Source organism: Serratia ficaria, from assembly GCF_900187015.1.
Lineage (GTDB): Bacteria > Pseudomonadota > Gammaproteobacteria > Enterobacterales > Enterobacteriaceae > Serratia > Serratia ficaria.
Map to the genome: position 1 here is coordinate 3,589,623 of NZ_LT906479.1, position 13,756 is coordinate 3,603,378.

Annotated in this window: 12 protein-coding genes; 6 read left to right on the forward strand and 6 right to left on the reverse strand. The window is 61.2% G+C overall.

What is annotated here, in order from left to right; all coding sequences use genetic code 11:
* Positions 1-141: 141 nt before the first annotated feature.
* The 4 genes from ubiG (at position 142) to yfaE (ending at position 5,048) form a co-directional block, all read left to right on the forward strand.
* Positions 142-867 carry a bifunctional 2-polyprenyl-6-hydroxyphenol methylase/3-demethylubiquinol 3-O-methyltransferase UbiG gene (gene ubiG, locus CKW09_RS16950; protein ID WP_061795978.1) on the forward strand — a complete coding sequence of 242 codons (726 nt, stop codon included), beginning with the start codon at positions 142-144 and terminating at the stop codon, positions 865-867.
* 438 nt (positions 868-1,305) lie between these two features.
* Complete coding sequence (gene nrdA / locus CKW09_RS16955; RefSeq protein ID WP_061795828.1) at positions 1,306-3,594, forward strand: class 1a ribonucleoside-diphosphate reductase subunit alpha; 2,289 nt, start codon at positions 1,306-1,308, stop codon at positions 3,592-3,594.
* Positions 3,595-3,653: 59 nt separating this feature from the next.
* The gene (gene nrdB, locus CKW09_RS16960; protein WP_095098519.1) at positions 3,654-4,784 is read left to right on the forward strand and encodes a class Ia ribonucleoside-diphosphate reductase subunit beta; all 1,131 of its coding nucleotides are present in this window, start codon (positions 3,654-3,656) and stop codon (positions 4,782-4,784) included.
* A gap of 3 nt (positions 4,785-4,787) precedes the next feature.
* Positions 4,788-5,048, forward strand: coding sequence for a class I ribonucleotide reductase maintenance protein YfaE (yfaE, locus tag CKW09_RS16965; protein ID WP_061795826.1), 261 nt, complete (start codon positions 4,788-4,790; stop codon positions 5,046-5,048).
* A 70-nt stretch (positions 5,049-5,118) separates the two neighbouring features.
* Here the strand turns inward: yfaE and CKW09_RS24995 are convergent, their stop codons facing one another.
* On the reverse strand, positions 5,119-5,262 hold the full coding sequence (locus tag CKW09_RS24995; RefSeq protein WP_095098523.1) for a Hok/Gef family protein: 144 nt from the start codon (positions 5,260-5,262) through the stop codon (positions 5,119-5,121).
* A 227-nt stretch (positions 5,263-5,489) separates the two neighbouring features.
* A complete protein-coding gene (locus CKW09_RS16975; RefSeq protein WP_095098533.1) occupies positions 5,490-6,686 on the reverse strand; it encodes a nicotinamide mononucleotide deamidase-related protein YfaY in 1,197 nt (398 codons plus the stop codon).
* A 244-nt stretch (positions 6,687-6,930) separates the two neighbouring features.
* Here CKW09_RS16975 and tyrP point away from each other — a divergent pair, with 244 nt between their 5' ends.
* On the forward strand, positions 6,931-8,139 hold the full coding sequence (gene tyrP, locus CKW09_RS16980) for a tyrosine transporter TyrP (RefSeq protein ID WP_061795824.1): 1,209 nt from the start codon (positions 6,931-6,933) through the stop codon (positions 8,137-8,139).
* 48 nt (positions 8,140-8,187) lie between these two features.
* Here tyrP and CKW09_RS16985 read toward each other — a convergent pair whose 3' ends face one another.
* The gene (locus tag CKW09_RS16985) at positions 8,188-8,730 is read right to left on the reverse strand and encodes a YfaZ family outer membrane protein (RefSeq protein WP_061795823.1); all 543 of its coding nucleotides are present in this window, start codon (positions 8,728-8,730) and stop codon (positions 8,188-8,190) included.
* A 337-nt stretch (positions 8,731-9,067) separates the two neighbouring features.
* Here CKW09_RS16985 and katA point away from each other — a divergent pair, with 337 nt between their 5' ends.
* Entirely contained in the window at positions 9,068-10,504 is a 1,437-nt protein-coding gene (gene katA, locus CKW09_RS16990) for a catalase KatA (RefSeq protein WP_061795822.1), read from the forward strand.
* A gap of 45 nt (positions 10,505-10,549) precedes the next feature.
* On the opposite strand, the gene menE is transcribed toward katA, so the two are convergent.
* From menE to menB, 3 genes are read right to left on the reverse strand one after another with little or no spacing between them, the layout of a single operon-like run.
* Entirely contained in the window at positions 10,550-11,935 is a 1,386-nt protein-coding gene (gene menE, locus CKW09_RS16995) for an o-succinylbenzoate--CoA ligase (protein ID WP_061795821.1), read from the reverse strand.
* Positions 11,923-12,894: an o-succinylbenzoate synthase gene (gene menC / locus CKW09_RS17000; RefSeq protein ID WP_095098536.1), complete on the reverse strand. Its 972-nt coding sequence runs from the start codon at positions 12,892-12,894 to the stop codon at positions 11,923-11,925. Before menC ends, menE begins: the two co-directional genes overlap by 13 nt.
* Positions 12,894-13,751 carry a 1,4-dihydroxy-2-naphthoyl-CoA synthase gene (gene menB / locus CKW09_RS17005; RefSeq protein ID WP_095098538.1) on the reverse strand — a complete coding sequence of 286 codons (858 nt, stop codon included), beginning with the start codon at positions 13,749-13,751 and terminating at the stop codon, positions 12,894-12,896. Before menB ends, menC begins: the two co-directional genes overlap by 1 nt.
* Positions 13,752-13,756: the final 5 nt, after the last annotated feature.

Here is a 13,756-nt window from a genome sequence, read left to right on the forward strand (position 1 = left end):
AAAGCACGCTTTACGGGAAAATAACCGCCGCTGTTTCGCGGAAATTATGCAGATAAGTGCGGTAAAAACGCATCGGCGCAGACGGGGCTGCGCCGGAACATGTATAATCCGCGCAACGAGAACAAGGAGCCAGACAAGCCCATGAATGCAGAATCATCCAGCCGCGCGCAAAACGTTGACCAACAGGAAATCGCCAAGTTCGAGGCCGTCGCCTCCCGCTGGTGGGATCTGGAAGGCGAATTCAAGCCGCTGCACCGCATCAACCCGCTGCGCCTGAACTACATCATGCAGCGCGCCGACGGCATTTTTGACAAGCAGGTGCTCGACGTCGGCTGCGGCGGCGGCATTCTGGCTGAAAGCATGGCGCGCGAAGGCGCGCAGGTGACCGGCCTGGACATGGGCGGCGAGCCGCTGCAGGTCGCCAGGCTGCACGCGCTGGAGAGCGGCGTGAACGTCACCTACGTGCAGGAAACCGTCGAGAGCCACGCCCAGGCGAACCCGCAGCGCTACGACGTGGTCACCTGCATGGAAATGCTGGAGCACGTTCCCGATCCCGCCTCGGTGGTGCGCGCCTGCGCCCATCTGGTGAAGCCGGGCGGCCACGTGTTCTTCTCCACCATCAACCGCAACACCAAAGCCTGGCTGATGGCGGTGATCGGCGCGGAATACGTTCTGAAGATGGTGCCGCAGGGCACCCATGACCACAAGAAGTTCATCCGCCCTTCCGAACTGATCGGCTGGGTCGACGGCACGCCGCTGCGCGAAAAGCACATGATCGGCCTGCATTACAACCCGATCACCGATCGTTTCAAGCTTGGCCGCAACGTTGATGTGAACTATATGGTTCATACGCAACACGAAGGTTAATCGCCTTGAGCCGCGCCGGCCCTGGCGCTCCGGGGCCAGGTGCCGTATCGGCGTTAGGAAAAATACCCAGTTTCCCGATTTTCGATCAAAATGCGCGATGTAAACAGTTTTTTAGAATATTAAATCAGATCAATATGCCGTTTTTTTCTAACGTTTAATAAAGCGGCAAACGATCACGTTTTTCAAATCCTCAGTAAAATCTTATCCCGGATATTGACAAGCTTGCCGCGCCAGTCACAGCGCGCACTCAGAACAGGAAGTCACATTTCACCCCCAAGTTATCCACAAATTAGGCCGGTTTTGTTCACTTGCAAACGCCCTGTTTTCTCACTATCTTGTTACCTCACCGACATACAACCCCTATATATAGTGTTTACATACTGAGCAGAGCTACTACACTTCTGCTTAGGGGCACCATACGGACAGGTAAAACACCACATGAACCAAAGTCTGCTTGTAACTAAACGCGATGGCCGTAAAGAGCGCATCAACCTCGACAAAATCCACCGGGTCATCGACTGGGCCGCGGAAGGGTTAAACAACGTCTCGGTTTCTCAAGTAGAGTTGCGTTCGCACATTCAGTTTTATGACGGCATCAAAACCGCCGACATTCATGAAACCATCATCAAAGCCGCTGCCGATCTGATCTCCCGCGATGCGCCGGACTATCAATATCTGGCCGCCCGCCTGGCGATTTTCCACCTGCGCAAAAAGGCTTACGGCCAGTTCGAACCGCCGAAGCTGCACGCTCACGTGACCCGCATGGTAGAGATGGGCAAGTACGATAAGCATCTGCTGGAAGACTACAGCGCTGAAGAGTTCGAGCAGATGGACTCCTTTATCGATCACTGGCGTGACATGAACTTCTCCTACGCGGCAGTCAAGCAGCTGGAAGGCAAATACCTGGCGCAGAACCGCGTCAGCGGCGAGATCTACGAGAGCGCCCAGTTCCTGTACATCCTGGTCTCCGCCTGCCTGTTCTCCAACTACCCGCGTGAAACCCGTCTGGACTACGTCAAACGTTTCTACGACGCGATTTCCACCTTCAAGATTTCGCTGCCTACGCCGATCATGTCCGGCGTGCGCACCCCGACCCGCCAGTTCAGCTCTTGCGTGCTGATCGAGTGCGGCGACAGCCTGGATTCCATCAACGCCACCTCCAGCGCCATCGTGAAATACGTTTCGCAGCGCGCCGGCATCGGCATCAACGCCGGCCGCATCCGCGCGCTGGGCAGCCCGATCCGCGGCGGTGAAGCGTTCCACACCGGCTGTATCCCGTTCTACAAGCATTTCCAGACCGCCGTTAAGTCCTGCTCGCAGGGCGGCGTGCGCGGTGGCGCAGCGACGCTGTTCTACCCGATGTGGCATCTGGAAGTGGAAAGCCTGCTGGTGCTGAAAAACAACCGCGGCGTTGAAGGCAACCGCGTGCGCCACATGGACTACGGCGTGCAGCTGAACCGCCTGATGTACCAGCGCCTGATCAAGGGCCAGGACATCACCCTGTTCAGCCCGTCCGACGTGCCGGGCCTGTACGATGCGTTCTTCGCCGATCAGGACGAGTTCGAACGCCTGTACACCCGGTACGAGCAGGACGACAGCATTCGCCAGAAGCGCGTGAAGGCGGTTGAGCTGTTCTCGCTGATGATGCAGGAACGCGCCTCTACCGGCCGCATCTACATCCAGAACGTCGACCACTGCAACACCCACAGCCCGTTCGATCCGCAGATCGCGCCGGTGCGCCAGTCGAACCTGTGCCTGGAAATCGCGTTGCCGACCAAGCCGCTGGACGACGTCAACGACGAAAACGGCGAAATCGCCCTGTGTACGCTGTCCGCCTTCAACCTGGGCGCCATCGACAGCCTGGACGATCTGGAAGAGCTGGCGACCCTGGCGGTGCGTTCTCTCGACGCCCTGCTGGACTACCAGGACTACCCGATCAAAGCCGCTCACCGTGGCGCCATGGGGCGTCGCACCCTGGGCATCGGCGTGATCAACTTCGCCTATTATCTGGCGAAGAACGGCGTGCGCTACTCCGACGGCAGCGCCAACAACCTGACCCACAAGACCTTCGAAGCCATTCAGTACTACCTGCTGAAAGCCTCCAACCGTCTGGCTCAGGAACAGGGCGCCTGCCCGTGGTTCAACGAAACCACCTATTCGCAGGGCATCCTGCCGATCGACACCTACAAGAAAGACCTGGATACCGTCTGCAGCGAGCCGCTGCACTACGACTGGGAAACCCTGCGCAAGGACATCCAGGAAACCGGCCTGCGCAACTCGACCCTGTCTGCGCTGATGCCGTCGGAAACCTCTTCGCAGATTTCCAACGCCACCAACGGCATCGAGCCGCCGCGCGGCCATATCAGCATCAAGGCGTCGAAAGACGGCATCCTGCGCCAGGTGGTGCCGGAGTACGAGCGCCTGAAAAACGACTACGAACTGCTGTGGGAAATGCCGAACAACGACGGTTACCTGCAACTGGTCGGCCTGATGCAGAAGTTTATCGACCAGTCGATTTCCGCCAACACCAACTACGATCCGACCCGTTTCCCGGGCGGCAAGGTGCCGATGAAGCAGCTGTTGAAAGACCTGCTCACCACCTACAAGTTTGGCGTCAAGACGCTGTACTACCAAAACACCCGCGACGGTGCGGAAGACGTACAGGAAGATTTGCAGCCAACCAAGGCCGGCGATGACGACTGCGAAAGCGGCGCCTGCAAAATCTAAAGCTTTAACACAGCGGGCCGGAATTTTCCGGCCCCTTCTATTACGATGGATTCAGGTTTATGGCTTACACCACTTTTTCTCAGAATAAAAACGACCAGCTGCTGGAGCCGATGTTTTTCGGCCAGTCGGTTAACGTTGCCCGTTTCGACCAGCAAAAGCATGAAATCTTCGAAAAGCTGATCGAGAAGCAGCTGTCCTTCTTCTGGCGTCCGGAAGAAGTTGACGTGTCCCGCGATCGCATCGACTATCAGGCGCTGCCGGATCATGAGAAGCACATCTTCATCAGCAACCTGAAGTACCAGACGCTGCTGGACTCGATCCAGGGCCGCAGCCCGAACGTGGCGCTGCTGCCGCTGATCTCCATTCCTGAATTGGAAACCTGGGTGGAAACCTGGTCCTTCTCCGAGACCATCCACTCGCGTTCTTACACCCATATCATCCGCAACATCGTCAACGATCCGGCGCTGGTGTTCGACGATATCGTCACCAACGAAGAGATCCTCAAGCGCGCGAAAGACATTTCCGGCTACTACGACGATCTGATCGAAATGACCAGCTATTACCATCTGCTGGGTGAAGGCACCCACCAGGTGAACGGCAACAGCGTTACCGTTAACCTGCGCGCGCTGAAGAAGCAGCTTTACCTGTGCCTGATGAGCGTCAACGCGCTGGAAGCGATCCGCTTCTACGTCAGCTTCGCCTGCTCCTTCGCCTTCGCCGAGCGCGAACTGATGGAAGGCAACGCCAAGATCATCAAACTGATCGCCCGCGACGAAGCGCTGCACCTGACCGGCACTCAGCACATGCTGAACCTGATGCGCTCGGGCGCCGATGACCCGGAAATGGCGGAAATCGCCGTCGAGTGCCAGCAGCAGTGCTACGATCTGTTCGTGCTGGCCGCCCAGCAGGAAAAAGAGTGGGCGGAATACCTGTTCCGCGACGGCTCGATGATCGGCCTGAACAAAGACATTCTGTGCCAATATGTGGAGTACATCACCAATATCCGCATGCAGGCGGTCGGCCTCGGCCTGCCGTTCGAAACCCGCTCCAACCCGATCCCGTGGATCAACGCCTGGCTGGTGTCCGACAACGTACAGGTCGCGCCGCAGGAAGTGGAAGTCAGCTCCTACCTGGTCGGCCAGATCGACTCGGAAGTGCACGCCGACGACCTGAGCGACTTCGAACTCTAAGCGATGGCGACGCCAACCGTAACGCTGCGCACCGCCGGTGCGCAGCTGCCCTGCCCGAAAAGCGAAAGCTGCCTGCTCGACGTGCTGGAACTGCACGACGTGCAGGTGGAATATCAGTGCCGTTCCGGCTATTGCGGCGCCTGCCGCCTGAAGCTGGTGAAAGGGGAAGTGACCTATCGCCAACAGCCGCTGGCGTTTATCAACGACGGCGAAATCCTGCCCTGCTGCTGCATGCCGCTGACCGATATCGAGCTGGAAATCTAATGGGTTGGGTGCCTGAAACCGCGCCAGGAGACCAGAAGGCGGGGTTGCCCCCGCCCTATGATTTACCGCTTCACATACAGGTTAACGTCATTAGGACAGTGATATCTTTCTGGTAGATTTCCAACCCGCAAAAGCGATCTTTCATCATCCATCCAAATATCAAAACCGTAATACATACAACAGTTAACGCGTATAGCGCATGTTTTTTATACATGCTTGCCTCCTTGCTGTGAAGGGGCTACCATACCGGTGTCTAGGCGGTATGTGCAGCCCCATTCTGATTGAGAGTCAGTCTGGGGCTTTCATCTATCCGCCTTGTCACACAATGCCCAAGACGAACAGTCTCAAGCACCCGCACTGAGAGTAACAGCATTCTCCCACCGCGAATATCCCCTATAATATTATGATTAATAAGGGATATATCACCACCATCAAGCATTGTTACTCGATGACTTCAACGATCTCCAACCAGGCGTTTTTACCACATGCCTGCTCGCCATTCAGCCAACGCCGCAGCATGTCCAGCGCCAGCATCGCCACCGACTCCTGGCGCAGGCGTAGCCCGTGGCGAGATGCGCGATAACGTACGGTCTGGCCGATGCCGCCGCGCGGCGTATGCAGCGCCACGCTGACCTGCTCGTCACTCATGGCGCTGACCGCCAGCGCCAGCGGCGCGCCGGTCAGCTCCGCCAGCGAACGGGCGCGCGCCAGGCTGGTTTCCAGCGTTTCGACACAGTGGGCGGGCAGCAATTCACCGCCGGCCAGCGGCGCGGCTTCGCTCTGCAGCTGCAGATTGATCAGCCCGGCGCTGAACTGCTCGCTCAGCGCCAGCTTCAGCCCCTGCTGCGTTAAGCGCTGCGCCAGCAGGGCCGGCAGGCCGACCGTGCCTTCAAAGATACAGTTGTCCCCCGCCACGGCGCGCACCCGCTCCCAGGCCTGCTCCATCGCTGCGCGCTGGCTGACCGGGCCGGTCAGCTTCAGTTCGATAATCGGGCTGGAAGAGCGATACCCCAGCACCACCTGCGGCGGCAACGGCATGCCGTCGAGTTCGGCGGCCAGATCGCTTTCCGAGGTGCCGAAGGTGGTCAAGCGCAGGCACAACGGCGGTTCAGGCAGGGTAAATCGCTGGCGCAAACGCGGTACTATCTGCTGTTCGACCATCACTTTAAATTCGGAGGGCACGCCCGGCGTGAAGAACATCAGGCATTTGTTCAGCCGCAGCGCAAAACCGCAGGCGGTGCCGACCGGGTTGTCCAGCATTTCGGCGTTGGTCGGGATCTGCGCCTGCTTGCGGTTGGAGGCGGCCATCGGCCGGCCGCGTTCGGCAAAATAAGCTTCGATGCGCGCCAGCCATTCGGCGTGTTCGACCAGCCCGACGCCGCTGGCCGTGGCGGCCGCCAGCGCGCTGAGGTCGTCGCTGGTCGGCCCCAGCCCACCGTTGACGATCAGCACATCGGCGATATGGCTGCGCTCCCGCAGCGTTTCGACCAGAGAGGAGAGGCTGTCCCCTACCGTTTCGCGCCCGCTCATCGGCATGCCTTGCTGGAACAGAAAGTCCGCCAGCCAGGCGGCGTTGGTATCAATAATTTGCCCGTGCAGCACTTCGTCACCGGTGCTGAGCATCTCCACCCTTAACATTGATCTCTCCCACATTTTCTGGTCATTCCACTATAGAAGCCTGTAAATAACTTTTCACTAAGCGTCGCCGGATAATTTCGCTCAGGGGCATTTTTTAGCGCCGCCGCGCCGCCCACCCCGCCGTAAACATTATTGAACACAAGCCGTAACGTCGGTTTGACACAAAATAGTCGATCAACTATCCTGCCGCACTCAGAATTAGTTACCTATAATTTTCCAAAATCTTTGGCTGGTAGAGAAAAACGTGAAGAATCGCACTCTTGGCAGTGTTTTTATCGTGGCGGGCACCTCCATCGGCGCCGGCATGCTCGCGATGCCGCTGGCGGCGGCGGGCGTCGGCTTCGGCGTTACCCTGGCTTTACTGGTCGGGCTGTGGCTGTTGATGTGTTACACCGCGCTGCTGCTGGTTGAGGTTTACCAGCACGAGAAGGCGGATACCGGCCTCGGCACCCTCGCCAAACGCTACCTCGGCGGCGGCGGCCAATGGCTGACCAGCTTCAGCATGATGTTTTTGATGTACGCCCTGACCGCCGCCTACATCAGCGGCGCCGGAGAGTTGCTGGCGACCAGCATCAGCCAGTGGACGTCGCAGGACTTCCCCACCACGCTCGGCGTATTGCTGTTTACCCTGGTGGCCGGCGGCGTAGTCTGCATCGGCACCCATTCGGTCGACCTGTTCAACCGCATCCTGTTCAGCGCCAAGGTGGTGTTCCTGGTGGTGATGCTCGGTCTGATGCTGCCGAATATTCACCAAACCAACCTGATGACGTTGCCGCTGGAGCAAGGGTTGGCGCTCTCCGCCATCCCGGTGATCTTCACCTCTTTCGGTTTTCACGGCAGCGTGCCGAGCATCGTCAACTACATGGGCGGCAACATTCGCCGGCTGCGCTGGATATTCATCATCGGCAGCGCCATTCCGCTGGTGGCCTACATCTTCTGGCAGCTGGCCACGCTGGGCAGCATCAGCTCCGACACCTTCGTCGGCATCCTGGCCCAGCAGGCCGGGCTGAACGGCTTGCTGCAGGCGGTGCGCGACGCGGTAGCCTCACCGCACGTGGAACTGGCGGTGCATCTGTTCGCCGATCTGGCGCTGGCCACCTCGTTCCTCGGCGTGGCGCTCGGGTTGTTCGATTTCCTGGCCGACCTGTTCAAACGGCGGGATAACGTGCGCGGCCGCCTGCAGACCGGCGCCATCACCTTCCTGCCGCCGCTGGCCTTCGCCCTGTTCTATCCGCGCGGCTTCGTGCTGGCGCTGGGCTTCGCCGCCATCGCGCTGTCGGTGCTGGCGCTGCTGCTGCCGTCGCTGCTGGTGTGGAAAACGCGTCAGAAGCATCAGGCGCAATACCGCGTCTGGGGCGGCACGCCGGCGCTGGCGCTGGTGTTTGTCTGCGGGGTCACGGTCATTGCCATTCAGCTGGGCATCGCCAGCGGCATGCTGCCCGCGGTGGGGTAACTCATTGGTTGTCGAAACAAGGGGGCCGCAAGCCCCCTTTTTGCTGCGTCAGAAGCTCAGGCCAACGCCGATGTACGGACCATCGGCCAGCGTGTTGTCGCGGCGCCCGTCCTTGCCTGCCATCTGCATGTAGCGGTAACCCACGTCCACGCTCAGCGGACGGAAGACATTCCAGCGCAGGCCGCCGCTGGCCTCGTTATAGGCCTTGACGCCGCTGGTCAACGACTCCGGCGCGAAGTACCCTTCGCCGTGCAGGCTGAAATAGCGGTTAATCACCCATTCCAGGCCGCCGCCCAGCGCCAGCGCCCCGCCGCTTTTTCCGTCTTTGGGGCTGAGGTACAGCGCCTTGCCGCCCACCGTCGCCGTCAACGGCCCCAGCGGCACGCCGAAGTTCAACCCCAGACTGCCGACGTTGCCGTCATGGTCGCTGCGCGCCCAGTTACCGGTCAGGCCCAGGCCGGAAGAACCGGTGCTCATGCCGACGCCCAGATTGGTATAATGCTCCCCGGCTTCGCCAGACAGGCTGACGGCGCTCGCCGAACCGGTCACCAACAGCAGGCCTGCCGCGCACGCGACCCAAGTCTTTTTCATCATCTTTCCCTCTGGTTTTGTCATCCATTCAGAATGATCGAGTCAACTGCCAATAATACCGTCACGAGTCTATACCAAAGCACAACGACTCTTTAAGGGATAAAAGCGAAAAAATGCTTAACTAATCAAAGAAATGTAAATTTGTGAAAACAGAAATCAAATTCGCGGCGCTGACGCCAGCGATAACTCGCACCTATTTGCCGAGCGGCGGCTAAAGGTCTACAACTAGTAGTGGTTTTGACCCCGGTCAGGGGAAAAGCCTACCGGCAGGACTATGATGATGAACGCTTAAACCGCCCGAGTATCAACTCAGTTGCAATACGATAAGGAGCAAGTGATGAGCAAGAAAGGACTGACTACCGCAGCCGGCGCACCGGTTGTCGATAACAACAACGTGATCACCGCGGGCAAACGCGGGCCGATGCTGCTGCAAGACGTGTGGTTCCTGGAAAAACTGGCCCACTTCGACCGCGAAGTGATCCCCGAGCGCCGCATGCACGCCAAAGGTTCCGGCGCCTACGGCACCTTTACCGTCACCCACGACATTACCCAATACACCCGCGCGAAAATCTTCTCTGAAATCGGCAAGCAGACCGACATGTTCATCCGCTTCTCCACCGTCGCCGGTGAACGCGGCGCCGCCGATGCCGAACGCGATATCCGCGGCTTCGCGATGAAGTTCTATACCGAAGAAGGCAACTGGGATCTGGTGGGCAACGATACGCCGGTATTCTACCTGCGCGATCCGCTGAAATTCCCCGACCTCAACCACGTGGTGAAACGCGATCCGCACACCAACCTGCGCAACCCGGTATACAAATGGGACTTCTTCTCCCACCTGCCGGAGTCGCTGCACCAGTTGACCATCGATTTCAGCGACCGCGGCATCCCGAAATCCTACCGTCACATGCACGGTTTCGGCAGCCATACCTTCAGCTTTATCAATGCCGACAATGAACGCTTCTGGGTGAAATTCCACTTCCGTTGCCAACAGGGCATCGAGAACCTGATGGACGACGAGGCGGAAGCGATCATCGCCAAGGATCGCGAAAGCTCGCAGCGCGACCTGTTCGAGGCGATCAAACGCGGTGATTTCCCACGCTGGAAGCTGCAGATCCAGATCATGCCGGAGCACGAAGCCTCGCAAACCCCTTACAACCCGTTCGATCTGACCAAGGTGTGGCCGCATGGCGACTATCCGCTGATCGACGTCGGCTTCTTCGAGCTGAACCGCAACCCGGACAACTATTTCTCCGAAGTTGAGCAGGTGGCGATGAACCCGGCCAACGTGGTGCCGGGCGTCAGCTTCTCGCCGGACAAGATGCTGCAGGGGCGGCTGTTCTCCTACGGCGATGCGCACCGCTACCGCCTGGGCGTCAACCATCATCAGATCCCGGTCAACGGCGCCAAATGTCCGTTCCACAACTATCACCGCGACGGTGCGATGCGGGTGGACGGCAACAGCGGCAACGGCGCCACCTACGAGCCGAACAGTTTCGGCCTGTTCCAGGAGCAGCCGGACTTCAGCGAACCGCCGTTGAGCATCGAAGGCGCGGCCGACCACTGGAACCACCGCGAAGACGACGATTACTACAGCCAGCCGCGTGCGCTGTTTAACCTGTTGAGCGCCGAAGAACACCAGCGCATGTTCACCCGCATCGCCGGCGAACTGTCGCAGGTGCCGGAGCAGATCCAGCGCCGCCAGGTCGATCTGTTCACCAGGGTGCACCCTGATTACGGCGCCGGCGTGGCCAAAGCGCTGGGCCTGAAGTAAACCGCAGGGTCTGAATTAAAGCCGCCCGCGCCCCGGGCGGTTTTTTTATGCGAGCGACGTCTGCGCCGCCACCCACTGCTGCAGCCGGCGGCGCGAGATCTTGATGCCGCCCTGTTTCAATTCGTCGGGCAAGGCGAACAGCGCCGCCGGGCGCTGGAAGTTGGCCAGCTTGCCCTGCGACCACGCCAGCAGCGCCCCCAGCGTCAGCGGCGTTGCGCTGTCGATCACCGCTACCGGCCGCTGACCGAACTCAGCGTCGTCCACCGGCACCACGAACGCCTGCGTAATCTGCGGATGGGTCAGCAGCAGGCGTTCGATATCTTCCGGCTGAACGCCCTCGCCGCCGCTAAAGAACAGATTGTCCAACCGGCCGAGAATGCGCAGCTCACCCTGCGCCATCACGCCGCGATCGCGGGTGCGGAACCAGCCTTGAGCGTCCGCCAGCGGCTGCAGGCCGCCATCACGCCAGTAGCCCAGCGCCAGGCTGTCCGCACGGATCCATACCTCTTCGTCCACCAGTTTTATCTCACGACCGGCGAGCGGCAAACCGACGCCCGGCCGCGCATCGGCGCGCTTGGCGCACACCGTCGAGGCCAGTTCGGTCAGGCCGTAACCGCACCAGCAGCGAATGCCCGCCGCCTCGGCCTGCCCGGTCAGGTCTGGCGGGATAGTCGCGCCGCCCAACAGCACCGCTTTCAGCCTCAGCCCCGCCAGCGGCTGCGCCAACAGCCGCCACAGCTGGGTCGGCACCAGCGAGGCATGGGTACAGCCCGCCAGCGCCTCGGCCAGCGGCAGCCTGTCGCGCACCACCAGCGCGGCGCCCGCCGACAGCCAGCGCCATACGATGCCCTGCCCGGAAACGTGAAACAGCGGTAGCGACAGCAGCCAGCGATCCTGCCGCCGGAAGTCCATCAATTGCCGCACGCCGGCGGCGCTGGCCAGGTGATTGGCATAGCTGTGCGCCGCCGCCTTGGGCATGCCGCTGGAGCCGGAGGTCAGCGTCAGCGTCGCCAGCCGCCGCGGATCCCAGGACGGCGGGTCGGCCCGGCGCGGCTCGGTAGACGGCGAAGTCAGTGGGATGACGCACGTCGGCAACGCCGGCAGCGCGTCGGGGCTGAAAGCGAAAGCCACCGCCAGCTCGGGCAACAGCGCGGTCAGCTGAGCCGCCGGCAGCGCCGGATTTAGCGGCAACAGCCGTGCGCCGCACTGCAGCAGCGCCAGATAGGCCAGCAGCAACGGATAACTGTTGTTGCCGCACAGCGCCACGCCGCTCCCCGCCTGCACGCCCTGATGCTGAAAATGCGCCGCCAGTTCATCCACCTGGCGCCGCAGCGCCAGCCAGCTCACCGGCTGCCGGCCAACGATCAGCGCCGTGGCCTGCGGTTGGCGCTGCGCCCAATGGCGCCACGGCCAATCGTTCAACGGCGCCATAGACACGCCAGCGCGGATGTCCCCCACAGCGGCAACCGACAGTCCGGCCAGGGCCGCAGCAGCTGCGCCTGCATCAACCCCAGCGTATCCAAACCCGGAACGGTGTTCGGCGTCAGCCAGTGGGCGATGCGCGCCAGCTGGGTCAAGCCCAGGCTGGACTCGATGCTCGAGCCGATCACCGCCGTCAGCCCCGCCGCATGGGCCTGATCCACCAGCCCGCGGCAACGTTCCAGGCTGCCGGTCAGCATCGGCTTGATGACGATCGCCGCCACGCCCGGCTCGGCCCGCACCACGAAGTCGGGCTCGCGCACGCTTTCGTCCCAGGCGATGGCGATGCCGGTATCTCGGGCAAATGCGCGCGATTCCGCGCGGGTCCGGCAGGGTTCTTCGAGATAGGCGATGCGATCGCGCAACGCCGGATTAACGTACTTGGCGAAGCCGTCGGCCCTGGCGCGGCTCCAGCTGCGGTTGGCGTCCAGCCGCAGGCGCAGTTCCGGCAACGCCTCCAGCAGCACGTTGACAATCATGCCGTCGCGCACCGCCTCATACAGCCCCACCTTCACCTTGGCGACCTTCTCGCCCGGCAGCGTGGCCAGCGCCTCGAACAGCGCATCGGGATCGCCGGTGCACAGCGGCGCCTTGCGGTAATCCGCCTGCGGCGGCAGCCGCTGCTCCAGCTCGGCCCGCGCGCAGCTGAGGCCGAAAGCCACCGACGGCAGCGGGCTGTCGACCGGGTCATCTCCCGCCTGCCAGTGCGGCAGCCAGGCCAGCGCGGCCTGTTCCGCCTGCGCCAGGGTTTCCTCGCTGAACCCCGGCAGCGGCGCGATTTCGCCCCAGCCCTGCCGTTCGCCCTGCCGCAGCCGAACCAGCAGGCCGTCGCGGGTTTTCAGCCGCTGATTGCGCAGCACCACGCCCGCATCCATCGGCACACTGTAGCGGTACAGCGTCGCGCTACGCATCACGGGTTACGCTTGAATTTACTGAAGTCCGGCTGGCGCTTTTCATTGAATGCGTTGCGCCCTTCCTGGCCTTCGTCGGTCATGTAGAACAGCATGGTGGCGTTGCCCGCCAGCTCCTGCAGCCCGGCCTGGCCGTCGCAATCGGCGTTCAGCGCCGCTTTCAGACAGCGCAGCGCCATCGGGCTGTTCTGCAGCATTTCACGGCACCAGCGCACGGTTTCCCTTTCCAAATCGGCTAGCGGCACCACGGTGTTGACCAACCCCATCTCCAGCGCGGCGGCGGCGTCATACTGGCGGCACAGGAACCAGATTTCACGCGCCTTCTTCTGGCCGACGATGCGCGCCATGTAGGATGCGCCCCAACCGCCGTCAAAAGAGCCGACCTTAGGCCCGGTCTGGCCGAAAATGGCGTTGTCCGCGGCGACGGTCAGATCGCACATCATGTGCAGCACGTGGCCGCCGCCGATCGCGTAGCCGGCCACCATCGCCACCACCGGTTTCGGGCAGGTGCGGATCTGGCGCTGGAAATCGAGCACGTTGAGGTGATGCACGCCGCTGTCGTCGCGGTAGCCGCCGTAATCGCCGCGCACTTTCTGATCGCCGCCGGAGCAGAAGGCCCGATCGCCGGCGCCGGTGAGAATAATGCTGCCGATACCGTCGTCATAGCGGGCGTTGGCCAGCGCGTCGAGCATCTCTTTTACCGTGTGCGGGCGAAATGCGTTGCGCACCTGCGGCCGGTTGATGGTGATCTTGGCGATGCCGTCGGCGGACTTGTGATACAGAACGTCGGTGAAATCGCCGGAGCAATCCCGCCAGTCGACGGCGGCGTACAGCTGTTCTTCATTCGGATAGCGCATATTCG

Coding starts and splice junctions, on each gene's coding strand:
- ubiG (WP_061795978.1), top strand. CDS start 142: ATGAATGCAGAATCATCCAGCCGCGCGCAAAACGTTGACCAACAGGAA.
- nrdA (WP_061795828.1), top strand. CDS start 1,306: ATGAACCAAAGTCTGCTTGTAACTAAACGCGATGGCCGTAAAGAGCGC.
- nrdB (WP_095098519.1), top strand. CDS start 3,654: ATGGCTTACACCACTTTTTCTCAGAATAAAAACGACCAGCTGCTGGAG.
- yfaE (WP_061795826.1), top strand. CDS start 4,788: ATGGCGACGCCAACCGTAACGCTGCGCACCGCCGGTGCGCAGCTGCCC.
- CKW09_RS24995 (WP_095098523.1), bottom strand. CDS start 5,262: ATGTATAAAAAACATGCGCTATACGCGTTAACTGTTGTATGTATTACG.
- CKW09_RS16975 (WP_095098533.1), bottom strand. CDS start 6,686: ATGTTAAGGGTGGAGATGCTCAGCACCGGTGACGAAGTGCTGCACGGG.
- CKW09_RS16985 (WP_061795823.1), bottom strand. CDS start 8,730: ATGAAAAAGACTTGGGTCGCGTGCGCGGCAGGCCTGCTGTTGGTGACC.
- katA (WP_061795822.1), top strand. CDS start 9,068: ATGAGCAAGAAAGGACTGACTACCGCAGCCGGCGCACCGGTTGTCGAT.
- menE (WP_061795821.1), bottom strand. CDS start 11,935: ATGGCGCCGTTGAACGATTGGCCGTGGCGCCATTGGGCGCAGCGCCAA.
- menC (WP_095098536.1), bottom strand. CDS start 12,894: ATGCGTAGCGCGACGCTGTACCGCTACAGTGTGCCGATGGATGCGGGC.
- menB (WP_095098538.1), bottom strand. CDS start 13,751: ATGCGCTATCCGAATGAAGAACAGCTGTACGCCGCCGTCGACTGGCGG.